The 25109-nt window shown below is 67.6% G+C and carries 11 protein-coding genes; 3 read left to right on the top strand and 8 right to left on the bottom strand.

Features of this window, described 5'->3' with window-relative positions; all coding sequences use genetic code 11:
* Positions 1 to 70 precede the first annotated feature (70 nt).
* Entirely contained in the window at positions 71 to 709 is a 639-nt protein-coding gene (locus JRI60_RS23905; protein WP_204228200.1) for a TetR/AcrR family transcriptional regulator, read from the bottom strand.
* A gap of 147 nt (positions 710 to 856) precedes the next feature.
* On the opposite strand from JRI60_RS23905, the gene JRI60_RS23900 reads away from it, so the two are divergent.
* Positions 857 to 2059 (top strand): hypothetical protein, encoded by a 1203-nt coding sequence (locus tag JRI60_RS23900; RefSeq protein ID WP_204228199.1) that lies wholly within the window; start codon positions 857 to 859, stop codon positions 2057 to 2059.
* A gap of 532 nt (positions 2060 to 2591) precedes the next feature.
* Here JRI60_RS23900 and JRI60_RS23895 read toward each other — a convergent pair.
* The 3 genes from JRI60_RS23895 to JRI60_RS23885 all read right to left on the bottom strand — a co-directional run bounded on the left by JRI60_RS23895 (position 2592) and on the right by JRI60_RS23885 (position 7733).
* Positions 2592 to 5213: a hypothetical protein gene (locus JRI60_RS23895; protein ID WP_204228198.1), complete on the bottom strand. Its 2622-nt coding sequence runs from the start codon at positions 5211 to 5213 to the stop codon at positions 2592 to 2594.
* Between the two features lie 650 nt (positions 5214 to 5863).
* On the bottom strand, positions 5864 to 6400 hold the full coding sequence (locus tag JRI60_RS54965; protein WP_430384411.1) for a transposase: 537 nt from the start codon (positions 6398 to 6400) through the stop codon (positions 5864 to 5866).
* Positions 6401 to 6722: 322 nt separating this feature from the next.
* The gene (locus tag JRI60_RS23885) at positions 6723 to 7733 is read right to left on the bottom strand and encodes an NADP-dependent oxidoreductase (protein WP_204228196.1); all 1011 of its coding nucleotides are present in this window, start codon (positions 7731 to 7733) and stop codon (positions 6723 to 6725) included.
* Between the two features lie 89 nt (positions 7734 to 7822).
* Here JRI60_RS23885 and JRI60_RS23880 point away from each other — a divergent pair, with 89 nt between their 5' ends.
* The gene (locus JRI60_RS23880; RefSeq protein WP_204228195.1) at positions 7823 to 8416 is read left to right on the top strand and encodes a TetR/AcrR family transcriptional regulator; all 594 of its coding nucleotides are present in this window, start codon (positions 7823 to 7825) and stop codon (positions 8414 to 8416) included.
* A 203-nt stretch (positions 8417 to 8619) separates the two neighbouring features.
* Positions 8620 to 8772: a hypothetical protein gene (locus JRI60_RS23875; protein WP_204228194.1), complete on the top strand. Its 153-nt coding sequence runs from the start codon at positions 8620 to 8622 to the stop codon at positions 8770 to 8772.
* Positions 8773 to 8901: 129 nt separating this feature from the next.
* On the opposite strand, the gene JRI60_RS23870 is transcribed toward JRI60_RS23875, so the two are convergent.
* From JRI60_RS23870 to JRI60_RS23855, 4 genes are read right to left on the bottom strand one after another with little or no spacing between them, the layout of a single operon-like run.
* Complete coding sequence (locus JRI60_RS23870) at positions 8902 to 9882, bottom strand: fumarylacetoacetate hydrolase family protein (RefSeq protein WP_204228193.1); 981 nt, start codon at positions 9880 to 9882, stop codon at positions 8902 to 8904.
* A 48-nt stretch (positions 9883 to 9930) separates the two neighbouring features.
* Complete coding sequence (locus JRI60_RS23865; RefSeq protein ID WP_204228192.1) at positions 9931 to 15183, bottom strand: MupA/Atu3671 family FMN-dependent luciferase-like monooxygenase; 5253 nt, start codon at positions 15181 to 15183, stop codon at positions 9931 to 9933.
* Entirely contained in the window at positions 15180 to 19271 is a 4092-nt protein-coding gene (locus JRI60_RS23860) for a type I polyketide synthase (RefSeq protein ID WP_239470694.1), read from the bottom strand. Before JRI60_RS23860 ends, JRI60_RS23865 begins: the two co-directional genes overlap by 4 nt.
* 4 nt (positions 19272 to 19275) lie before the next feature.
* A complete protein-coding gene (locus JRI60_RS23855; RefSeq protein ID WP_204228190.1) occupies positions 19276 to 25104 on the bottom strand; it encodes a type I polyketide synthase in 5829 nt (1942 codons plus the stop codon).
* Positions 25105 to 25109: the final 5 nt, after the last annotated feature.

Here is a 25109-nt window from a genome sequence, read left to right as displayed (position 1 = left end):
CCCGGATGAGCGCGGTGACATGCCCATCGCGCCACCTGGTCGACGGGTTTGGGGGTCGCCCCGCCAGGCCTCACGAGCGCAGGAGGCCTCGCTCGAAAACAGCGAGCGCCTGCTCCGCCACCGAGAGCGGATCCTCCCCGCCGAGCCCCATGCGCGCGAAGTGACCCTCCGCGTACATGCGTCCCAGACCGTAGACGAAGGCCCGCGCCGCCAGATGCACGATTCGCTGGTCGCCTGGCGTCACCTCGCCCAGTTGCTGCCCTTCGCGGATCATCCCATCGAGCACGTCCAGGGTCTCCTGGTTCTCCTTCTTGTAGAAGTCGCTGTCGAAGAACCCCAGCTCACCTGCACGCGCGAACGCCCGGAAGTAGGCCGGCTCTCCGAGCGCGAACCGCAGATACGCCACGGCCATCGCGTGGATCTGCGCGGCCGGAGCGGTAGGCGCCGCGCCGAGCGCGGTGGTGACCTCGCGGCGGAAGCGCAGCATCGTCTCCTCGGCCACGGCCGCTAGCAACGCGGCCTTGTCGCGGAAGTGCCGGAAGGGGGCGCCCGGGGACACGCCCACGAGCCGTGCCGCCTCGCGAAGGTTGACGTCCTCGCCGCTACCAATGAGCCGGAGCGCGGCGGCGATCAGCGCCTCGCGCAGGCGACCGTGGTGGTACGCGGACGAAGGTTTCTTGGCGATTGGCCGTCGGCGCTCGGCGGACATGGTGCGGCGAGCATAGGCCCCCCCTCCGGGCACCGCAACACGAGGCCTCCGATGTAATCAGCGCTTATTTCATTGCGCGCCTCCGGGCTCCGGTCTATCCATTCCGATGTAATCACTGATTACTTACAACGCGGTTGAGGAGGTCCCATGTGGGCATCGCGAATCCCAGGGCTCGTCGTCCTTCTGGCGCTGTTGGGTTGTCCCCGGGAGGACACCGGCGAAGTCCCCCCGGATGCGGGGACTGCCGCTACCACCCACACAGGCACCATCTCCATCCAGGACCGCAGGCTCCTGGGCGCTTCCCACCTCGGGCACGGGGTGTCGGTGCTCGTCGACATGAGCACCGCACCGCGCGCTCCCGACCATGACGACGAGCCGGGGCGGATCACCGGCTGCAAGGTCTGGGTCTACGACATCGAGTCCGACCCACCGCCACGCTCCGCCGGAGATGTGGGCACCCTGGCCATCGAGGGAACGAGCGCGAACCTGGGGCCCGGCTGCGTCTTCCAGGACGGCGCGGGGTACGTCTGTCCGACCGCGACGGGTCAGGGAGAGGTCGTGCTGGAGCATGCGGCAGCGGGGACGGGAGCGCCCCCCAACACCGCGCGGATCTCCATCGGCGGCGCTGCGTTCGGGCCGGACGACTCGGGACGCTACCTGCATCTGCGAGGCGCACCGGGGGCGAGCGGCAGCTTTCCCATCGTCTCCGTGACGAGCGCCACCGAGGTGCGCGTCGCCAAGGCGCCGGGCACCAACCCAGCTCCTTCTGCTGGCACCTACCAGGTGCTCGCTGGCGCCGGGCCCGTGCCAGGGACTCCCGCGGACGAGGCCCCTGGAGATCCACTCCGCGACACCGATCAGGTCCGTGTCCGCATCACGCCCGGCAACGACTCGCCCTTCCACTTCCCGGAGACGACCGTGGCGGCCATTGGCGGGGCCTTCACACCGGACACGGCCACCCTGGGACTGCTCGACCATGTTCCCCTCGACGGCCGCGCCTTCCGCCTCGGGTGTGCGGGCGAGGGAGGACATTGCGGCACCGCGGAGTTCACCATCATCCAGCTCCAGACGACCGATGGGCCGACGGCGGGTCTCTCGCCCTTCGTGCTGCCTCCAGCGAAGCGCCGGCAGGTCGTCCTCACGTGCATCCAGCCGGGTGTGAGCGGCTTCGTGGACATCCCCGCCGAAGCGTCCGCTCTGCTTGCCCGGGCCCACGCCGCGAGCCCCATCACCCGCATCCGTACCGCGCTGATGCGAAATGGCGCCGTGCTCACGAAGAACCCGACGCCGCCGGACAACACCGTCCGGGTCGTCGCGGGTCACCAGCTCATCGGGTTCACGAACCCCTGAGCTCCGCGGCGCCTGGATGTTGCCTGGGCATGGCGGGACTCACGCAAAGGGGCCGAGCCATGGGCCTACTCCAGCCGTGCCTGGGTGATGGCCCGTTCCCATTCCGGCCCGGCTGGTTGGTGATCACTGGAACCTCGCGACGTGAGCGGCGATCAGTAGGAACTCCCAGAACGTCTTGCCGTTGAAGACGCCCGCGAACTGTCGACTCGAGGCGGCGGACAACCTCTATTGGAGGCGGCGGGAATCGAACCCGCCGCTTGGCACTCCCAGAGCGGGCCTGACGGGGTTTCGTGGGAGCCTGGCGATAGCGTGTGCCCTGGCGAGGTGTGGCCGGGGAGGGGCAGGCTCACGCTGGGCTCTCCTGGCAGGAGGGCAGGGAGACGCCGAGACCTGGGCCACTGGACGGAGAACGGACTTACGTCACCCGTGGCACGGCGACGCCCTGGCGGCGCCTATGGCTCCCCCAAGGAGAAGGAGGAACTGGCCCCATGTCCGGACCAAGACAGGGGCCATCTCCGTCACGTGTTGCCCTCTAGGGATCCCACGGATTGGCGGGCTGATCGTTGATCGCCACCCAGAACCGGCCCGTCGTACTCAGCGCCCCCTCGGCCCACCAATGCCAACCGCCGCCGCCATCGTGGAACTCCGCCATCCGGAAGCCCGCACCAAATTCGCGGACACAGATGGCATTCGCGGCAGCTGGCGATGTCAGTACAGAGCCGGGGATTGGAGGGGTGAGCCTGACTTCTCCGGCAGCCCAACCATTGAAGAAGTCGAAGGGAATTCCCGGAGGGGCTGGCCTCCCGTCCTGATTGAGACACAGGAGAGGAAGGGATGCCGTGGGGTTTGTATCCCCATTATAGGGATCCGTCTGTGTATCGGACCCCACCAGGATGTACGGGCCATTCTGATCCAATACCCGCCAGGTCATGCCGGCGTGTGTGGCGGTACCACCACACCCACCTGAAGGAGGGGGGCCTATCCAGTTCGCGATCCGGGATTGTTGACAGAGACTATTCAACTGGTCCTGCGACATGCCGGGAGAGTAACCGGGCTCATGAAGAGCAAAAAGCGCGCATCGCTGGCACCAGTTGTAGTTCGACTCCCGCATCGTATCCGCCAGGGCACCCAGCACCGAATCCTCCGAGAGACGGTTGGACCGGGCATCCCAGTATCGGAACATGTTCCGGATCTGCCCACCCGCCAGATGGATCTCCTCGTCTTCGCCATTTCTGACAGGGCTTGGGGTATATACGAGCGTGGAGTCTGGCGGCACGACGCATGCTAGGCGAGCCGTTCCTCCATCCGCACGACCCCAAGCTCGGCCATTACCGGGCCTATTGGCTCCACTGGACCAGCCATCGAACGCGTCATGGAACAACGTGACGAGTCCGTTGACGCGAGCGAAGAAGTCACCGGTGTTCAGCTCGTTGATCTCAACGCAGTCCGTGGTGCCTTGGGCTTGGCAGTACTCCATGACGCCAATGCCACAATGATTCGTTGAAGGAGCCGTGGGACTGCTTTCAAAATTGGGTCTATAGTAATTCGTTCCCCCAGCTACCTGAGAGGAAAAGAAGTCAGCGAACGCCTCATTGATGTAGCCTGCCTGCACTTCATCCGGGGAGGGATTTCCCAATTCCTCACGGGTTCGTTGGACCACCGCACCAAAATAAGCGCCAGTAATATGCTGCACGCCTTGTGCATACAGCAGGCTGGCCATTGCGAAATGACCGTACTCATGTGTCACGAGGCCGCGTGAGTCGAAGTTATGATCAAATCCTGGCCCATCACTTGTTGGGAGGATGATATCCACCGCATATGTGGGCCATGCAGCGACCAAGAGAGGGGCAGCGAATGGGACTCTGGTGCCGACGACCGCAATGAGGCTGAGCAGGGTGGCGTCATAGGCAAGGTTTGGATATCCAAACGCCGGTGCCACGGCGGATCCCCTGAAGAACTCGGCAAAGAACCCCACCAGGATCTCCGCCTTGCGTGGTGTGCTCCCCACCACCTCTCGGAGATAGGCACGCCCCTCGGTCGCCTGTGCCAGGACATTGAAAAGCCGGTGCTGGAGGAAGAGCCTGTAGGTGGTGTTCGTGCTGAGCTGCGTGCCCGGAATGGCACGGAAATCACATACCTCCATCTCGATGACGAACTGGGTGATTTGCGCTGCGTCATTCTCCGTGGAGAGGCAGATGGACGTATCGCGGCCACGGGCGATCTTCATCCGCGCGACCCCATCATCGCCGGTATGAGCCGTGAACATGGTGGGGAGCGTCCCCCCCAATACCCTCTGGCGCGCTGTCACGCGGACCCCCGGCAGGCGTACCTGTTGCCCTGCCCCGGCGCCCCACGCCCGTTGCATGGGTGTACTCGAGCCAGCACCTCCCAGGCGATCAATCCTTCCACCAAAGGCGGGGTCCGTATTGCGGAGATCCAATGCCACCGCCAGGTCCACCGAGCCCGTCACCCATCGATCAACGAGGCCGATTCCCTGCTGCACGGCGCGGACAACCCCCTTGACCACGGCGACCACGGCCGCCACCACCTTGCGGATGATTCGTCCAAACAGTGGCTTCTCCTGTGTCCCGAGGTCATCCATGCGGGGATCCTGATCGAGGTAACGAAACCCCGAGAGACGTAATGCCTCGTAGGAGATGGAGCCATCAGCGCCGCGGGCCTCCGCCGGGATGTCACGCGGTTGGATGACGCGATACATGACATCCCCATCGAGCGCGGCCTGCCTGAGCAGATTGTAGGTAACCGCCGGCATGATGGCGAAAACGAAAAGCCCCGTGCCGTCCCCTTGATGGTTGAACAAGCCTCGCTGGCCATCCCACCGTGCCAACTCGGAAGTGAAGAACGGCAGGGGGCTGTGATGGATGAGCATCTCATCCAGAGCCTCAGCCTGCTCCCGGTCTTCCAAGTACACGATGAAGTAGTAGAGCGACGGATGTCCCTCGACGTTCGTTTCGGGAAGAGCCGAGGTCCGTTGCCAGGAGAAGGCCTCTCGGATGGCAACGGACTCCTCTGGAGAGATGGGCGGAGCAAGCTCGGGGAAGGTCTCTCCCAGTCGCAGTTCCACCTCGGTGCGCTCCGCAGGATCCTTCTGATCGCCGAGCTGCACATGCAGCTTGATCCACGTCGTGCTCACCCGCGCTCCCGCCTGTAGCGCATTCGAACAGCGCTCAAAGCGATAGGAACGTGCGCGCGCCAGCTCGAGAGCCGTCGTCGGGTGGGGCTCCTTGCTTCCACCGCGATACTGGCACTCCACCACCTCGTTACCGGTACCCAAGAAGGAGAGTACGACCTTGTGATTGCCGCTGTTACCGAAGGTGACGGGAACCTCCGCTGGGAGGATGAACTCCGTGGGCTCGGTGAATGTCCGTTCCGCGTCTTCCCAGCGCGTAGGGGGGCTGTAGGCACGATATGCGCGTAGGACAACGCTGGGATTACTGAGAGCGACATCAATCTGGGCAGGCTCCGAACTCTCTGGCTCTGCCTCGACCGTCTGACAACCCGCCAGCACCAGTCCACTCAGCAGCAACAACAGGACATGATGGCGACCCGAGATAAGACTCTGTCTACCAGAACGACGGCCAGGCAACTGTTCGATGAGCAACTGGTTACCCCCTTGTATCGGTGATTCACGCCAGCATAGCTGACACCCCATGAAATGAGTTGGACTTCGCTCCTGGCACCGTGGCCTCGGGAAGTCCAAGAAATACAAGGATAATCCCGCTAGAATCATCAAGTTAGAGGAGGCTCAAATACTGGACGAGACGAAGCAATTGCGCGCCGCGTTTAAGCTGCCCGAGGACTTGGCCGGAGGTGCGCAATGAACCGGTGGCCTCTCTGGGCGGTCCTGGCCCCAGGCAATCCGTCCTGGATGAAGAAACGCGCCTTCGACGCATCAGGCTTGGAAGAATATGTGGACGAAGAAGGGCCACCCTTTGAGTTGAGCCTGGGAAGTGGCCGTGACAGCCTTGGCCTTCCCGGTACGCACCGCCAGGCGCCGGTAGAAGGCCCCAGGGCTGTCTGAGTACGGCCGATGCTGACGGCGGCTATCCGCAGCAGCGTCGCCGCGCGGTTGGAGGAGCGACGCGTCCGGGAGCTGAGCAGCCGTCCCCCGGAAATCTTGTTGCTTGGCGCCAGGCACAGCCACGAGGTGAAGTGCTTGGCCGTTGGCCACTTGCGCATGTCATCGCCGCACTCGGCGATGAGGCGAAGCACGGTGTAGGGACCAAATCCGTGAATCTGGGAGAGGTCGGCCCCCAGCAAGGTGTAGAGCGCGCTGCGGGCATCGAAGGCCGGCTCGTTACGGCCAGAAGCATGGCGCACCTTGGGAAGAGGCTTCGCCGGTGCGGTGCGTCCCGCGTTGAGCTCACGAAGAACCCGACGCCGCCGGACAACACCGTCCGGGTCGTCGCGGGTCACCAGCTCATCGGGTTCACGAACCCCTGAGCTCCGCGGCGCCTGGATGTTGCCTGGGCATGGCGGGACTCACGCAAAGGGGCCGAGCCATGGGCCTACTCCTGCTCAGGCGGCCCCCGTCAGCGGCCCTCCTCGGCCCGTCTGCTCCAGCCCTCCCCCTCAACACGGCCTCTCTCCTGCCTATACGCCCCAACCCCATGGCCTCTCTCCCGCCTATACGCTTTCGTCCTCACGCGACGATGAGCACGATCTTGCCTTGGATGTTCCCACGGGCGGCCCGTTCGTGCGCCTTGCGCGCATCGGCAAGCGGAAACGTGCTGTCGATGGCGACGCGAACCGTCCCGGCATCGAGCAAGCGCCCGAGCTCCGCGAGCTGCGGGCCGTTCGAGCGTACTTGGGTCATCGAGACCGTGACGCCCAGCTTCGCGGCCTCCTCGGCATCGGAGAAGCCCAAGAACACCGGGAACAACGCGCCGCCACGCTTGAGCGTGCGCAAGAAACGACCGGTGGTGGGACCGCCAAGGGTATCGAGGACGAGATCAACGTCATGCGCGACGTCCTCAGGAGGGCTCTTGGTGTAGTCGATGAATTCGTCGGCGCCGAACTCGCGCAGGAACGACTCATGCTTGCCCGATGCCACGGCGATGACGTGCGCACCCTTCCATTTCGCAAGCTGCACCGCGAAGTGCCCCACGCCGCCCCCGGCACCATTGACGAGCACCGTCTTACCGTTGAGCGGCACCGGTCGATGCCTCTCCGGTTGAAACGGATTCGGTTCATTGTGCCCCAGCTCGATCAGGAACTGCCACGCGGTGAGCCCTGCCATCGGCGCCCCCGCGGCGTGCACGTGCTCGATGCCGGCCGGCTTGCGTGCCAGTTCCGACGCAGGCGCAGCGACGTACTCGGCATAAGCAGCGCTCTCCCCGAAACTGGGAAAGCGGATCATGCCGAAAACCTCATCGCCGACGGAGAAGCCCTGCACATCCTCGGCAACGGCCTCGACGACGCCCGACACGTCCGACCCCGGAATGACGGGCAAGGGCACCGGCGGCCTCCATTCGGGAGGAAGCATCTTGTACCCGTCGCGCAAGTACCAATCGGGGGGATTGATGCCGACCGCGTGAACACGAACGAGCACCTCACCCGGCTTCAGTTCGGGAAGCGGCACCTCCTCGTAGTGCAGCACCTCAGGGCCACCGAATTCGTGCAGCCGGATCGCCTTCATCGTGTTTGTCGACATTGCTTTGTCCCTCACGGCAGATGTATCAATCGGATTCGGAGCGGTGCTCCACATATTCGGAGCAGTGCCCCGTTTGTCAACTGGAACATATGAGAGCCGACGCCAGGAAGAACTACGACCACCTACTCGCAGTCGCGCGCGACGTCGTGACCGAGCAAGGCGCCGACGCATCGCTGCGCGACGTCGCCCGCAGAGCTGGCGTCGGGCTCGGCACGCTGTACCGTCACTTCCCGACGCGAGAGGCGTTGCTCGAGGCCTTGCTCCGCGCGAGCTTCGACGAGCTGACGGCAAGGGCAGGCGGACTCGAAACGTCGGGCTCATCCGACGACGCTCTCGTGTCGTGGCTACGCGAAGCCGTCGCGGTCGCGCGTAATTATCGCGGCGTTGTGGCTGCGATGGTGGCCGCCATCGCAGACCCCGATTCCGCACTCCATGCTTCGTGCGTTAAAATGCGCGCGGCAGGCACGCGGCTGCTCGCCCGCGCTCAAGCCGAAGGCATGGCGCGGACCGACATTGATGGCGCCGACCTGTTCGCGCTGATCGGGGCGCTCGCGTGGCTCGGCGACCAACCCTCGCTCGCGCCACGCGCGGATCATCTCTTCGGTGTTATTGCCAGCGCGATCCTGACGAATCGAGGGAGCAGCGATGTCAGGCGGGAACGCCGCCCTCCGGCCCGCCGCTGAAAAATTCGAGCGCGCGGCCCTCAAGCAGGAGAGGAGGAGAAGAGAGCCAGGCCCCTGCCGCGCACCTCATGGGAGGGCGGCCTGGGCAGGCGTCTACCCCAAGGGGCTGCGCGGCTTTGGGCTTGCCCGCGTTGGTGTACCCGACCAGCGCCACCCGAAGCTGCTCCCTCCGGGCCCCTGCTCCAATCCGTCTTGGAAGAGGAGTGGACCTCACCCAACTGGCGAGTGACGGCCCGGTGGAGCTCTTCCTCCAGGCCAAGGGGGAGCTCCCTGGCGAGGAATGGACCCTGCACGCGCGGGCGTGCTGGGCGTTCCGGGTCCGGGTCAACTACCTCCACCTCATCCCGTTCTTCTGACAGGGTTCCTCGCTCGGTGGCTCCTGCGTGGCTTCAACCCGCCACCGCTGACCCCGCCTCGTCGATGCGGAAGCGCAGCACGTAGGCGTCGCGCTCGTCCGTGCAGCCGCAGGCGAAGGCCAGGTTGCCTCATCGCCCATCAACGATCCGGTTCTCCTGGGTCCCCAGGTGGATGACACCATCCGGGCTGGAGATGGAGGCCCGGATGACATCGCCGTCCTTCAGGTAGGCGCTGTTGTCGCCCGACTGCTTCTTCAAGATGATCTTCGCGAGCGTCTTGTCGGACAGGAACACGCTGATCAGCTTCCCCACGCTCCGGGCCAGCTTCGACATGTTGCGGCCGGCCGCCACGCCGCTGGGCGTCCCGGTCAACAGGAGATCTCCTGGATACAGATCCATGAGCTCCGACAGCTCCGTGAGCGTCTCCTCTGGCGGGTAGACCATCTCCGCCGTACTGGCGTCCTGCCGGACCTCGCCATTCACGGACAGCACGAGCCTGAGATTCATCAGCCTCGCGATGTCCTCCTGATCGATCAGGTACACGTACGGACCCACGGGGCAGAACGTCCGGAAGCTCTTGCCCTTGTACCACTGACCTTCGAGAAGCTGGAGATCCCGGGCGGAGATGTCATTGCAGATCACGAGCCCCGCGATGAACTCGTGCAGCCGCTCCCGCTCCACCCGCACGGGCCCCGAGATCTTCCGGCCGATGATGAGGCCCAGCTCGATCTCGTAATCCAACATCCGGACCCGCGCGGGCTTGAGGATGTTGCTCTGGTTCGAGGCCAGCGACGAGGACGCCTTCCGGAAGAATTGGTTGAAGTCCTTGGCGTCCGGATCCTGCCCCACCTCCAACATGTGGCTCCGGTAGTTCTGGCCCTGGCAGACCACGTTGCAGGGCGCGGTGACCGGCGCGAGCAGCTCGACCCGGGCCAGGGGAATGGCCTCCCCCTGCCCTCCCATGGCCAGCGCCCGGGCACGGGCCGCGCCCTCACCCAGGAACTCGGCCAGGGAGGAGTACTGCCCGGGAATGGGGATGACCTGTTCCTCGCGGACCAGCCCCCAGCGGGTCTCCTCTCCGACCTTGAACCTCGCGACATGAATTCCCACGACGAAGACCTCCTGGTACGACCCGACTGATACGAATGGAGCCCTGACTCACCGCGGCCCGGAAGGCGCGCCGAGTTGCTCCAGATAGCAGGTCATCCGGTCCGCGACCTCACGAACATGGGGGGCCTGCAACAAGGTGTAGTGATTGCCCGGCACCTTCTGCACCAGCGCCTGCGCCAGGCGCTGGCCCCAGCTCTCCGCCGGCGCGGGAAGCGTCTCCGTCGGGTGCGTGGCCACCTGCTCCGCCTGGAGGAAGAGGACCCTGCCGCGGTAGGAGTCCGCCCGGTGGCGGGCCAGGGCGCGAGCGTTCCTCGCGAAGATCCGGAACCGCTGTTCCAGCTCCGGAAGCTCGACACCCGGTAGCGCGCCGACCTCCTTCGCGCGCTCGACCAGGTAACCGAGCCGCCCCGCTTCATCGAGCGCCTCGAGCCGCGCCGGATCGAGCTTCGCCGCCTCCACCCCGCCCAGCACATCCGTGGCGAACCACGCCATGAGCGCGGAGGGCTCGTCGGAGCGCTGGTAGATCTCCGGAGACCAGGTCTCCAGGAGCATGAGCAGCTCCACCTGCTCTCCCGCTTCCTCCAGCCGCCGGGCCATGGCCTGCGCGACGATTCCGCCCGTGGACCAGCCGCCGAGGCGGTAGGGACCCGTCGGACGGACCTTGCGCACTTCCTCCAGGTACCGCGCCGCCATCTCCTCGATCGACCCGGCTTCCTGGTCCGCCAGGGATTGCAGCGCGTAGAAGGGCTGCCGGGGGCCGAGTTGCCTCGCCAGCGGCGCGTAACAGAGCACGTCTCCGCCCGTCGGATGCACGAAGAAGAGCGGCGGCTTGTCGCCCGTCTCCTGGATCCTCACCAGCGACTCACGAGCGAGCCCGACCCCCTCCTGGCGCAGCAGGGCCGCCATCCTCTGGATGGTGTCGGCCTGGAACAGGAGCGAGACCGGGAGCTGCTGGCCAAACCTCGCGCGCAGCCGGGACATCAGCCGGACGCCCAGCAGGGAGTGGCCCCCCAGTTGGAAGAAGCTGCTGGTGACCCCGATGGGGCGCAGGTCGAACAGCTCTTCCCAGAGGGTGGCGAGCTCCAGCTCCAGCGCATCCCGCGGAGCGACATAGACGGCCGAGAGCTCCGGCGGAGGCGCGTCGGGGGCCGGGAGGGCCCGGACGTCCAGCTTCTTGTTCGGGGTCAGCGGCAGCGCGTCGAGACGGACGAACTGGGAGGGGATCATCGAGGCCGGCAGCTTGTCCTGGAGGAAGCGCCGCAGCTCCGAGGGCGCGACCTTCGCCTCCGGGCCCGCCACGACATAGGCCACGAGGCTCACCTCTCCCGCGGCATCGGCTCGCGCCACCACCACCGCCTGACGGATCTCCGGGTGCTGGCGCAGCACCGCTTCGATCTCGCCCGGCTCGATGCGGACACCACGGATCTTGACCTGTTGATCCAGACGACCCAGGAACTCGATGCGGCCATCGGGCAGATAGCGCCCGAGGTCTCCTGTCCTGTACAGGCGAGCACCGGGCTCCCGTCCGAACGGATCGGGGATGAACCGCGTCGCCGTCAGCTCCGGGCGATCCAGGTAGCCCCGAGCCACACCCTCCCCTCCGATGAACAGCTCGCCGGGAACCCCCACCGGCACGGGCCGCAGGCGCCCATCCAGCAGGTACATCCGGGTGTTCGCGATGGGGCGGCCGATGGAGATGGTGGACTCACCATGCGCCAGCCGATCGAAGGACGACCAGATGGTCGTCTCGGTCGGCCCGTACATGTTGAGCACCTCGCCCCCCACCAGGGGACGGACCTGTTGGCCCAGTGCGGGTGGGAAGGCCTCACCGCCCACGAGCAGTCTCTTGAGCCCGCGGAGCGACTCGGTGCCGCCCGGCTCCATGAGCAGCATGCGCAGCATCGACGGGGTGCACTGGAAATGGGTGACCTCGTGCCGCGCGATGAGCGACGGGATGTCCTCGGGCTCCTCGCGCCGGGTGCACCGCTCCCGCAGCTCGTTCAGCGTCCGGAGCCCCGTCAGCGTGGACTCGACGTCCACGCCGAAGTCGATCAGGCACGCGATCTCATCCACCCCGAGCTCGCGAAGCCTGGCGATCATCGGCAGGCAGTCCTCCACCGTCCCGAACAGACCCATCTGATCGAAGTACCGATCGATCGCCCGCGAGAGCAGCAGATCGATGTCCGCCTCGCTGAGGGACTCGAGCTCGGCGCCGTGCGGCAACGGCCCGATGACGGACCGCAGGAGGCCCACGGAGCTCTTCAGGTACTGGCGAAGAGGCCCGTTCACCTTCTGGCGGATGCTGTCGGTGTCCTCCCCCATGAACGTGTGCAGCATGAGGGTGACGTGGCCGCCTCCAGGGCCATGGCCACTGGCCTTCCAGGCGTCACGGTAGATCTGGATCTTCTTCGCCAGCTCCGTGAGGTTCTGGCCGAGCAGGTGGGTGAGCACGTTGGCGCCGAGCTCTCCGGCGGCGCGGAACGTCTCGGGGTTGCCCGCGGCCGTCAGCCAGACCGCGACATCGGACTGGATCGGCCGGGGCAGGGATTGGACCGCGACCTCCTGGCCCTGCCCGTTCCGGAAGGAGACCTGCTCTCCCCGCCAGAGCTTCTTGACGGTCGTGACCTGGTCGATCATGAGGCGCCGCGCATCGGCGAAGCGCTCGGGCGCGAGCACGAAGTCGTTCGGGTGCCACCCCGACGCGAAGGAGAGATCCACCCGGCCTCCGGAGAGGTTGTCCACGACGGACCACTCCTCCGCGACCCGGATGGGGCTGTGCAGCGGGAGCACGATGCTGCCCGCCCTGAGCCGGATGTTCCGGGTGGTCGCCGCGAGGGCGGCGCTCACGACGGAAGGGTTCGGGAAGATGCCGCCAAAGGGATGGAAGTGCCGCTCGGGGGTCCAGACCGCCGTGAAGCCGTGCTCATCCGCGAACCGCGCCCCCTCGAGCAACAGCCGGTACTTGCCGTGCGTGTTCTCGCGCTCGTCGCTGGCGAAGTAGAACAGGCTGAACTCGAGCGCCTTGCCGGACGCACCGGCGCGAACCACCGGCCGGGGGGCCGCCGCCCGCTGCTCGCCGCGGAGCACCACCTGGAAGCCCCGGGTGAGGGAATACAGGATCTCCAGAATGGAGATGTCGAACGACATGCTGGTCGTCGCGAGCCAGGTGCCCCGCTCGCGGCTGTCCATGGAGTCGTCCATCGCCGCGAAGAACCTCTCGGCGTTGCGGTGGCAGACCATGACCCCCTTGGGCCGCCCCGTGGAGCCCGAGGTGTAGAGGGTGTAGGCGACGTGTTCGGCGTGGACGCCGCTCCTCGGATTGTCCAGCTCACCAGGAGCGCTGTCATCCCTGGCATCCAGGCACACCACCTTCGCGGCCGTGTCCGGCAGGAGCGAGCGCAATCGCTCCTCGGACAGGACCACCGGCGCCTGGGAGTCCGCGAGCATGAAGGCGAGCCTGTCCGCCGGATAGGTCGGATCCATCGGCACGTAGGCGCCACCCGCCTTCAAGATGCCGAGCATGCCGACGATCATGTCCGGGCCGCGCGAGACGCACAGACCCACCCGCACCTCCGGGCCGACGCCGAGCGCCCGCAGGCGATGCGCCAGACGATTCGCGCGCGCGTTCAGCTCGCGGTAGGTCAGCCGCTGGTCTCCCGAGACCACCGCGATGGCGTCCGGGGCCTTCTGGACCCGCGCCTCGAACAGCTCGTGAATGCACGCCGCCTGGGACAGTGGGGTCGAGGTCTCGTTCCAGGTCTCGAGCACCAGGCGGCGCTCGTCGGCCGGCAGGAGCGGCAGGTCGGACAGGCGCAGATCCGGGGACTCGACAAGGCCCTCCAGCAACGTCTCCAGGTGACCCACCATCCGGCGAGCGGTGGCCGCATCGAACAGGTCCGTGCTGTATTTCAGTACGCCGCCCAGGGCGGAGTCCGTCTCCGTCAGCTCCAGGGACAGATCGAACTGCCCCTCCTGCTGCGGGATGTCGAAGGGCCGCAGCACGAGCCCGCCGGGCAGCGCCGGGTTCTCCTCGTCACCCTGGTAGATGTCCTCCCGGGGCGTCGGCTGGAGCATGAAGGCCACCTGGAAGATGGGCGAGCGATTGGAGTGGCGCTCCGGGTTCAGCTTCTCCACGAGGAGGTGGAAGGGGAAATCCTGATGCGCGAGCGAGCCGACGACCGTCTGCCGGAGCCGCCCGAGAAAACCGCGGAACGAGGGATCCTCGGAGAGGTTCCCCCGCAGCGCGATCATGTTCATGAAGTTGCCCACGACCTGGGCGAACTGCGGCTGGGTGCGGCCGAGCGTCGGCGTCCCGACCAGGATGTCATCCTGGCCCGAGTAGCGGTGCAGGAGCACCATGTACGCGGCCAGGAGCGTGGTGTAGAGCGTGGCGCCCTCCTGTTCGGAGAGCGCCCGCAGCCGCCGGGTCAATGCCCCGCCCAGCGAGACCGGGATCGAGGCACCCGCGTAGCTCTGCACGGCGGGCCGGGGACGCGCGAAGGGAAGGTTCAGCACCGGCAGGGGCCCCGCCAGTTGCTTGGACCAGAACTCCCAGAGCCGCTGCCCCGTGGGCCCCGAGAGCATCTCGGCCTGCCAGCGGACGTAGTCCACGTACGTCGCGCGCGGCGGGGGAAGAGCGGCCGGAGTCCCGGCCTTCTCCGCCGCGTAGAGGTGCCGCAGGAGCTCGTCGCCGAGCACCAGCAGCGACCACCCGTCATAGACGATGTGGTGGATCGCGATCAGCAGCACGTGCTCCCGGGGTCCCCGGGAGAACAGGTACACGCGCATCAGCGGACCTCGCTCCAGATCGAACGGCGCCTCGTAGGCCCGCGTCACCCGCGTCCGCAGGGCCTCGGGGTCGAGGTCCGAGACGTCCACCTGCTCGAAGTGGACCTCGCCCCGTTGACGGACCTTCTGGATCGGCTGACCCTGGTGGGTCGAGAAGGTCGTGCGCAGCGCTCCGTGCCGGTCGACGAGCGCCTGGCAGGCGCGCCGCAGCGCGGGGATGTCCAGCTCGGAGACGATGCGGATGGACAGCGCCGTGTTGTACGCGGCGCTGTCGGGTGCCACCTGGTAGACGAACCAGAGCGCCTGCTGCCCATGCGAGAGGGGATGGACGGACTCGCCATCCGCGGCGAGCCGTCGCAAGTGCTGGAGCAGCGCGACCTTGTGCGTGGCCAGCAGGTTCAGGGTCTCCGGCGACAGCGCGCCCTTGGGAGCCCGGTATTTCAGCCGTTCGCCCTCGACCCAGAGCGTCGCCCCCTGCCTGGACAGCTCGGCGACCAGTTCGTCGGTGTTCACAGCTCGCCTTCCTCCCAGTCCTGGCTCTCCGCCGCGGACCCCGTGCCACTCCCGTCGAGCCGCTCCGCCAACCGGAGCGACAGGTGCGAGATGCTCGCGCCCTGCAGCACCTCATCGAGGGGCATGTTCACGCCCGTCTCGGCGTGGATCTTGTGCTTGAGCTCGAGCGACAGCAGCGAATCCATGCCGAGGGTGTTCAAGGGCTGCTGCGGATCCAGTCTGGCGACCGGCATCTTCAGCAGGTTGCCGACCAGCTCGCGCAGGTAGCTGTCGAGCAGCTGGCCGCGCTGGCCGGGCTCCGCGGAGAGCAACACGTTCGAGAAGGCGCTCGTGGACCCGGAGGAGCCCGCGAGCGTCGCGGCCTCCGGAGCGGGGGGCAGCGCGTACGGGCCCTTCTGGACCGAGGCGTAGACGTCCCCGTAGGAGACGCGTGCGCTCGCGCTCAGCCGCTCGGCGTTGATGCGCCGGAGCGTGTCCACATCCAGCGACTCGTCCTTCGTCACCGTGAACAGGATGTAGGCGGCCAGCCGGCGCCGGAGCAGCTCCCCCAGCATGTGGATGCCGTGCAGGTGCTTCTGGGTCACCTCGTCCAGGTCTCGCGTCACCCGAGCGAAGTTCTGATCGAAGTCGGGATCGTAGAGGAAGTTGGCGATCTCCTGGCTGGCCTCGACGCACTCGACGATCCGGAGCTGATTGCGGGCCAGCAGCTCGGACCACTCGCTCTGGGGCACGAAGAGCGTGGTGGACTCGGGGTGCTCGATGGGGCTGCTCATGTTCGAGATGGTCTCGGCCATGACCAGGTAGCCCCCGTTGCGCAGGCTCCGGCTGATGTTCGCGAAGAGATCCGCCTTGTTCCGGATGTGGTGGATGACCTGGTAGGCGATGACCAGGTCATAGGTCGAGGGGAACGGATCCCTCGAGCTGTCCTGGTAGTGGAGCGAGATCCGGCCGTCGAGGCCCAGGGCGCGGATGCGCTGCCGCCCCGCCGCGATCTGGTCGGGCGAGATGTTGCACCCGTGCAGCTCGAGGTGCTGATGCTCCTTGCCGAGATCGATGAGATCGGCGGCATGGCCGCACCCGATGTCGAGCACGCGCGAGAAGGACGAGAAGTCGAGCCCCCGGTAGATGGTCCGGGCCATCTCCTGGTTCGATTGCAGGGCGAGGTCGTAGAACTTCCGGTAGCTCGCCTCCTTCTCGGGCTCGGGCCTGTACATCGCGATCCACGAGAAGCCCGGGACGGGCTCACGCAGCGTGGCGAAGCGCAGCGAGGGGAACTCGACCGACGTGTTGACCTCCGCCAGCTGGACGATGGTCCGGTAGAAGGTCACGAGGACATCGGTGTTGGGGATGAGGGAGTCGACCCAGAAGCGCTCACGCTGGAAGGGATAGGTCGGCAGCGGCATGCGCCGCCTGGCGTAGTGCTTGTCGAAGCCCTCCCAGTCCACCTCCACTCCCCTCACGTACAGCCTCGCCAGGCTCCCCAGCATCTGCTCCCAGTCGTTTCCTCCCTGCTTCAGCGTCCCCACCCACTCCGCCTCCTCCTTCCCCAGGTACCTCTTCCCCACCCCCACCAGCGTCGGCTTCGGCCCCACCTCCACGAATACCCGGTACCCCTTCTCGTACAGCCCCTTGAGCCCCTCCCAGTACTTCACCGGCTCTCTCAGGTGCCTCCTCCAGTACCCCGCCTGGCTCACCTCTCCCCCGCTCGCCGCCCTCCCGCTCACGTTCGTCACCAGCTCCAGCTCCGGCCTCCCCATCCTCACCTTCCCCGCCGCCCTCTCGAACGCCTCTTCCATCGGCCCCATCAGCGGCGAGTGGAACGCGTGCGTCGTCTTCAGCTGCCGGCACTCCACTCCCTGCCCCTTCAGCTTCTCCACCACCTCCTCCACCGCCTCCGCCTTCCCCGCGATGACCGTCTCCTCCGGCCCGTTCATCGCCGCTATCTCCACCCTCCCCTCGTACCCCTTCACCGCCTGCTCCACCTTCTCCTGCCTCGTCAGCACCGCCACCATCCTCCCCGCCTCCGGCAGCTCCTCCATCAACCTCCCCCTCTCCGCCACCAGCTTCAGCCCCTCCTCCAGGCTGAACACCCCCGCCACGCACGCCGCCACGTACTCCCCCAGGCTGTGCCCCATCACCGCCGCCGGCTTCACTCCCCACTCCCTCCACACCTGCGCCAGCGCGTACTCCAGCGCGAACAGCGCCGGCTGCGTCACGCCGCTCTTCTCCAGCAGGTGTCCCTTTCCTCCGTACAGCACCTCCAGCAGCGACTCGCCCAGCACCGGCCTCAGTACCTCGTCGCACTTCTCCAGCACCGCTCGGAATGTCGGCTGCGTCTCGTACAGCTCCCTTCCCATTCCCTCGTGCTGCACTCCCTGTCCCGTGAACAGGAACACCACTTCCGCCGCTCCCGCCTTCGGCGCCTGGCCCACCGCGCCCTGCTCCACCTTCCCGCCCTTCGCGTACTCGGCCAGCTCCTTCCTCAGCCCCTCCACCGTCTCGCCCACCACCGCTAGCCGGTGCGTGAACTGTCCACGCCCCGCGTTCGCCGTGTAGCAGGCGTCTCCCAGCCCCTCCTGCTCCTTCCCCTCCAGGTGCTGTGCGTACTTCCCCGCCAGTTCCCGCAGGGCCTTCTCGTTCCTCGCCGACAGGCCCAGCACGTGCTTCGGCCGCTCCTTCCCCTCCTTCTTCCGCACCTGCTCCGGCGCCTCCTCCACCACCACGTGCGCGTTCGTGCCACTGGCGCCGAACGAGCTCACGCCGCCAACGCGCTTCCCGTTTCGCGCCGTCCAGGCGGTGCGCTGCGTGGGGATCTCCACCGGCAGCTCGTTCCAGGGGATGTAGGGGTTGCCCCGCTTGAAGTGCAGATGGGCGGGGATCTCACGGTGCTGCAGGGACAGCACGAGCTTGATCAGACCCGCGATGCCCGCTGCGTACTCGGTGTGACCGATGTTGGTCTTCACCGAGCCGACCCGGAGGGGCTGCCCGTCCTCCCGCTTGCGCGCGAACACGGCCCCCAGCGCCCTCAGCTCGATGGGATCGCCCAGCGAGGTCCCGGTACCGTGCGCCTCCACGTAGTCCACCTGCGCGGGCTCGAGCCCCGCGTTCTCCAGGGCCTGACGGATCACCGCCTGCTGCGCCAGACCGTTGGGCACCGTCAGATCGCTGCTGTGCCCGTCCTGGTTCGTCGCCGTGCCGCGGATGACGGCCAGCACGTTGTCCCCGTCCGCGAGCGCGTCGGAGAGGCGCTTGAGCACCACCACTCCGCACCCTTCTCCTCGCCCGTAACCATCCGCCTCGGCGTCGAACGTCTTGCAGCGGCCGTCGACGGCCAGCATGCGGGCCTTGCAGGTCGTGATCGTCCCCTGGGGCGTGAGGATCAGGTTCACGCCGCCGACGAGCGCCAGCGTGCTCTCCCCGGAGCTCAGGCTCTGACAGGCGAGGTGGATCGCCACGAGCGAGGAGGAACATGCGGTGTCGATCGCGAGGCTCGGGCCCTGCAGATCGAGGAAGTGCGACAGGCGGCCGGTCGCGAACGTGAGCAGGTTGCCGGTGAGATAGCTGGCGTCGATGCTGTCGGCGCCCTTGGTCTGCAGGAGCTCGGTGTAGTTACCCGAGCCACCGCCGATGAACACGCCCGTCTTGCTCCCCGCGAGGCTCTTGGGCGAGAGGCCCGCGTTCTCCAACGCCTCCCAGGCCACCTCGAGCAGCAGGCGGTGCTGGGGATCCAGGTTCGCCGCCGCGCGCGGAGGAATGCCGAAGAAGTACGGGTCGAAGAGATCCGCCCCCTCGAGGAACGCGCCGTTCCGCGTGTACATCTTCCCCGGGACGGCGGGATCCGCATCGTAATACTCGTCCACGTTCCAGCGGCTGCGCGGCACCTCCTGGACGGCGTCCACGCCCTCGCTCAGCAACTTCCAGAACGACTCCGCGTCCTTCACCCCGCCCGGGAAGCGACAGCCCATTCCAATGATGGCGACGGGCTCCACCGCCTTCTTCTCCGGCACCGGCTCGCCAGCGGAACGCAGGAGCATCTTGGCGAGGCTCACGCGCTTCTCGGGAGACAGACCACGAACCAGCTTCTCCATGACATCACTCATTTGCGTCCTCACCAGCGAAAGAATGGGAAAGCTCACGCAGCTCGGCTTCGGACAGCCGCTCTGCCTCTCCCAGCAGTTCGAGAATGGCGCCGTCATCCAGGGCCGGATCCAACCCGGCGGCCTCGGTCCGTGACGGCTCGGCGTGCGATGGAATGAGCGCCGCCAGCGCGGGCACTTCCTTCGCCAGATAATCGGTCAGGGCCGCGACGCTCGGGTACTCGAACGCGAGCGTCGACGGGAGCTTGTGCCGCAAGCTCTTCTCGAGGTGATTCTTCAACTCGACGGACATGAGCGAGTTCATGCCCATCTGGAAGAACCCCTGCTGCGGCTCCAACGCGGAGGGCTGGGCACCCAGCACGCGCGCCGCCTCGGCCCGGACGAGTTCCAGCAGGAGGGCACGGCGCCTGCCAGTGGGCGCCTCCTCCAGGCGCAGCAACAACTCCGGGCGGGAGTCGCTGGTGGGAGCCTTCGGAGTCTCCTGCACCGTCGCGATGTTCTCGAGGAAGGGCCGCCGCCGCCTCGCCTCCTGAAGGGGCTTGAAGCGGCTCCAGTCCACGGAGGCGACGGTCCTCTGGGTGACTCCCGCGCCGACGAGGCGCCCCAGGAGCGACAGCGCCGCTTCGGTCGGCATCGCCTCGAGGCCCACCTGCGAGAAGAAGCGCTGCGCCTCCTCCGAGCCAGCCATGCCCCCTTCGCTCCAGCGCCCCCAGTTGATGCACGTCGCGGCGAGCCCCAACGACCGGCGATGGTGTGCGAGGGCGTCGAGGAAGTGGTTCGCCGCCGCGTAGGCGGCCATGCCCTGGGAGCCCCACACGGACGACGCCGAGGAGAACAAGACGAAGCAGTGGAGCGGCAGGTCCCGGGTCAGCTCGTGCAGCATCCAGGCGCCCATGGCCTTGGGATGGAACACCGAGGAGAGGACCTCCGGGCCGGTCTCCATGGCCGAGCGGTGCGCCGAAACGCCCGCCGCATGGAAGATGCCCGCGAGCGGTACCGGGCCGTTGCGGAGCTCCTCGATCATCGAGCGAACCTGTGCCGGCTCGCCGACGTCGCACCGGACGATCCGCACCGAGGCGCCCCGGGCCTGGAGCTCCCGGACCACCTTGATCTGCCGTCCGGAGTCGCTGTCGCCGGGGATCGTGTCCCACTGGCTCGGATCGGGAAGCCCCGTGCGGCCGGCCAGGACCAGGTGACGAACTCCCCCCGCCACCAGCCACCGCGCGACCTGCAGGCCGAGCCCGCCCAGTCCGCCGGTGATGAGGTAGGCACCGTCGCTCCGCCAGGTCACGTCGCCCTTCACGGGCGCGTCGCCGCGCACCAACCGGGCCACGTGCCGCTTCCGCCCGCGGTACGCGATCTGGTCCTCACCGTCGGGCGCACTCAGCTCTTCCCAGAGCGCCTCGACCTCGCCCGATTCCACCTCCGGGGAGAGATCCAGGAGCCCGCCCCACAACTCCGGGTGCTCCAGCGCGAGCACGCGGCCCGTTCCCCAAAGGGGCGCTTGCGCAACGGAGACCGCGCCCGCGCCAACGGCCTGGGCGCCCCGCGTCACGAGCCAGAGCCGCGCGTTCGAGCCCGTCCCGCGGCCGAGCCGCTGAACCAGCGAGAGCAGGCCTCCGCATCCCAGCCGCAGTGACTCGTCCAGCGCCGACCCGCTCGGAGCCGCGCCCGCGCCGAAGTCCAGACCCCAGAGGTGCACCACGCCCCGGAAGGGGCCACCTCCGTCTCGCGCCACCTGGTCGAGCACCCGCTGCCAGTCCGCGGGGTCCGTCGGATTGACGCCCCGCTGCCTGGCGTCGCCAAGGCCCGCGTGGAGCACCGTGCAGCGCTCGCCTCGCGCCTTCATCCGCTCGGCCAGCGCGTCACCCACGCCCGTGCGATCCGCGAGGATCAGCCACCGGCCGGGTGCCTCACCGCTCCGCGCGTCATCGCGCCGTGGCGCACGCGCCTTCTCCGGCCACGACACCTCGTACACCCACTCGCGCGACGCGAGCGGCGCGAGGTTCTCGAGTTCCTCGGAGGGCGCCGCCCAGGCGCCTCCGTCCTCGAACGCCGCGAGCGGCGTCAGGGCTCCGAGCTTCGCGCGGTTCACACGGGCGAGGTAGGGCCCACCCGCGTACTCGTCCTTCTGGGCCACCAGCAGCGCGTAGCTCATCAGGCCCTTCTCGAGTGCCTTGCCGAAGTTGCGCATGGCATCGAAGTTCCGCCTCACCAGCTCGTTCAGCCCGAAGCGCTGGGTGACGGTCTCCAGGTGGCGATCGAACCCGGGATCATCGAGGAAGTGGGAGGCCTCGCGGCTGATGTCGACGCTCTCCACCAGACGGAAGTGGTGACGCGCCAGCAGCTCCGCCCACTCCTCCGCGTTGATGTTGTACGAGGCGGTCTCCTGGACGTTGATCGCCGACGCGCCGTTGGCGATGAAGTCCGCGAGCAGCAGGAACCCGCCGTTCTGGACGCTGCGCGAGAGGTTCGAGAACAGCGCGGTCTTGTCAGCCACGTGGGTGGCGACCTCGAAGCCGAAGGCCACGTCGTAGCGATCCGGGAAGGCGTCCTTCGCACTGTCTCGCGCGAAGACCCGGACGCGCTCCTGGAGACCCCGCGCCCGCACCCGCTCCTCGTCGATGGCCGCCTGCTCCGCGGAGATGGTGTAGCCGTGCAGGGACAGGTGCGGGAACTTCCTGGCCAGCGAGATGAGGTCCGAGGCGTACCCGCATCCGAAGTCGAGCACCTTGCGCACAGAGGACCAGCGGATCCCCCGGAACAGCACCGAGCGCAGCCCGCGCTGCCCCTCGAGCAACACGTCCGTGTGCTCCGCTCGCTCCGAGAGGCCGTAGACGCTCATGAGCCAGGAGAAGCCCGGCACGCGCTCCCGCAGGATGCCGAAGGTCAGGTAGACCTCATCCGGCGCGAGCACCCGCTCCCGCTCCACGGAGTCGTCGTAGAAGCGCGAGGGCGTTCCATCAGCGTGCGTGGAGTGGGCGGACGCCGCCGTCTCCTCGCGGCGCTCGTCATGGGAAGTGACCGGGCTCGCCGCGGGGCGGGGCGCTGCGGACCGAGGCTCCAGCCAGTAGCGTGAGCGCTGCCAGGGATAGGCCGGCAGGGGCGTGCACTGGACGGGCTCGGGATGGAGCGACCGCCAGTCGATGGGATGCCCCGCGGTGTGCAGGGCCCCGAGGGACTGCAACAGGACCTCCACCTCGCCCTCGTCGCGCCTCAGCGAGGGCAGCACGAGGCCCGCCTGCTCGGAGGCGCGGGAGATCCGCTCGATGGACTGCAACAGGATGGGGTGCGGGCTGAGCTCCAGGAAGACGTGATGCTGGCTCGACAGGAGCTTCTGGATGACGGGCGAGAACAGCACCGGCTCGCGGAGGTTGCGCTGCCAATAGGCGGCATCCCAGTCCGTCCCGTCGGTCGCACCGCCCGTGACCGTGGAGTACACGGGCAGGCTCGCAGCCTTGGGATGAACCCCCTCGAGCACACCGCGCAGCTCGGAGAGCAGGGGGTCCACCTGGGGCGAGTGGGAGGCGACATCCACCTTGATGCCACGACAGAAGACGTTCTGCCGCTGCAGGTGGGCCATGACCTCCTGCAACGCATCCGGATCGCCGGCCAGCACCGTGGAGGTCGGGCTGTTGCTCGCCGCGATGGACAGGCGATCCTCGTAGCCGGCCAGCACGGCCCGGGCCTGGGAGAGGGAGACCTCCACGAGCGCCATCGCGCCCTTGCCGCGGATCCGCCGCAGCAGCGCGCTCCGGCGGCAGATCACCCGCGCGGCATCGTCCAGGCTGAGAACGCCGGCCACATAGGCGGCGGCCACCTCGCCCATGCTGTGCCCGACCACCGCGTCCGGCTCGATGCCCCAGGCACGCCATTGGGCCGCGAGCGCCACCGCGAGGGCGAACAGCGTGGGCTGGAGGACGTCGATGTCCCCCATCCGGGACGAAGCCTCGTCCGCGTTGAGCTGTTCCAGGAGGGACCAGTCCACGTGGGCCCGCATGGCGCGATCACACGCCTCCAGCGTGGAGCGGAACACCGGCGAGACGCGCAGCAGCTCCCGTCCCATGGCGGGCCACTGGGAGCCCTGCCCGGAGAACACGAACACCACCTTGGGCCTGCGGGGCGCGGCTTCGCGGTACGAGATCGCGGGACGGGGCTCTCCTCGGAGGAAGGCGCCCAGGTGGTCCACGAGCGCCTCGCGGGTGCTCCCCACCACGGTCAGGCGGTGCTCGTAATGGCCGCGCCGGGCGCTGGCCGTGTAGCAGAGGTCCTCGAGCCGCAGGTGGGCGCCGGGCCCGCCCTCGGACAGGAAGGACTGATAGGAGCGCGCGAGCTGGTGGAGCGCCTGCTCGCCACGTGCCGACAACGGCAGCAGGTAGGCGGGCCGCGAGGGGGCGTCGTCCTGGCTCCTTCGAGCCTGCTCCGGCGCCTCTTCCACGATGAGGTGCGCGTTGATGCCGCTCAGGCCGAACGAGCTGATACCCGCCACGCGCTTGCCCGGCGCGTCGGCCCAGGACCGGAGCTGGGTGGGAACCGTCAGCGGCAGCTCACCCCAGGGGATGGCCGACGTGGGCTTCGTCAGATGGAGGTGGGGCGGGATCTCCCGGTGCTGGAGCATCAGCACGACCTTGATCAGACCGGCGATACCGGCCGCCGCCTCGAGGTGCCCGACGTTCGTCTTGACGGAGCCGAGGGTGAGCGGCTGATTCCGGGAACGCCCGGGCTCGAACACCCGCTGGAGCGCACGAACCTCGATGGGGTCGCCCAGCGGCGTGCCCGTCCCGTGGGCTTCGACATAACCCACCTGGGAGGGTTCCACGCCGGCGCTGGCGAGCGCCCTGCGAATCACCGCCTCCTGCGCCGGCCCGCTGGGGACCGTCAGTCCTCCGCTGGGACCATCGTGGTTGACCGCGCCCCCGCGGATGACGGCCAGCACGGGGTCTCCGTCGGCGATGGCATCGGAGAGCCGCTTGAGCACCACGACGCCGCAGCCCTCGCCACGCACATAGCCATCGGCGGCGGCATCGAAGGTCTTGCACCGCCCGGTCGGCGACTGCGAGCGGATCCGCGACGAGACGATGTGCCCATCCGGCGCGAGGATCACGCTCACGCCGCCCGCGATGGCCATGTTGCTCTCACGGGCGCGCAGGCTCTGGCAGGCCAGGTGCACCGACACGAGCGACGAGGAGCACGCGGTGTTGACCGCCATGCTCGGCCCCTGGGCTCCCAGGATGTAGGAGATCCGGCCGGCCATGAAGCTGGAGTCGTTGCCGAACGCCATGTAGGCGTCCATCAACGTGGGGTCCGCCTGCTGCGCCTGGAGCTGGGCGTAGTCGTTGAGCATGACCCCGACGAACACGCCGGTGAGGCTGTTGGCGATCCGCTCCTGGACCTGCCCCGCGTTGGCGAGCGCCTCCCACGTCACCTCCAGCATCAACCGCTGCTGGGGATCCATGCTCGCCACTTCCCTCGGTGCGATGCCGTAGAAGCGGGCGTCGAACTCGTCGAGCCGGACCCCCTTCAGGAAGCCACCCCAGCGCGTGTACATCTTCCCCGGCGCGTTGGGATCCGGGTCGTAATAGGCATCGACGTCCCACCGATCGGGCGGCACCTCGCTGATGGCATCACGGCCCTCGCGCAGGAGCTCCCAGAACGCCGCCGGATCATTCCCGCCACCCGGGAAGCGGCACGCCATCCCGATGATGGCGATGGGCTCCCGCTTCTCGCGCTCGCTCGCCTCGAGCCTGGCCTGCATCTTCTCCAGCGCGACCAGCGCGCGAGCCAGGCGGGCACTGTGATCGTGCTGTTCCACGGGGCTGCTCATCTTCT

The sequence above is a fragment of the Archangium violaceum genome, from assembly GCF_016887565.1.
In the GTDB taxonomy this organism is placed as follows: Bacteria; Myxococcota; Myxococcia; order Myxococcales; family Myxococcaceae; genus Archangium; species Archangium violaceum_B.
The sequence above is the reverse complement of the archived record's forward strand: the minus strand, read 5'-3'. Positions and strand labels throughout refer to the sequence as shown.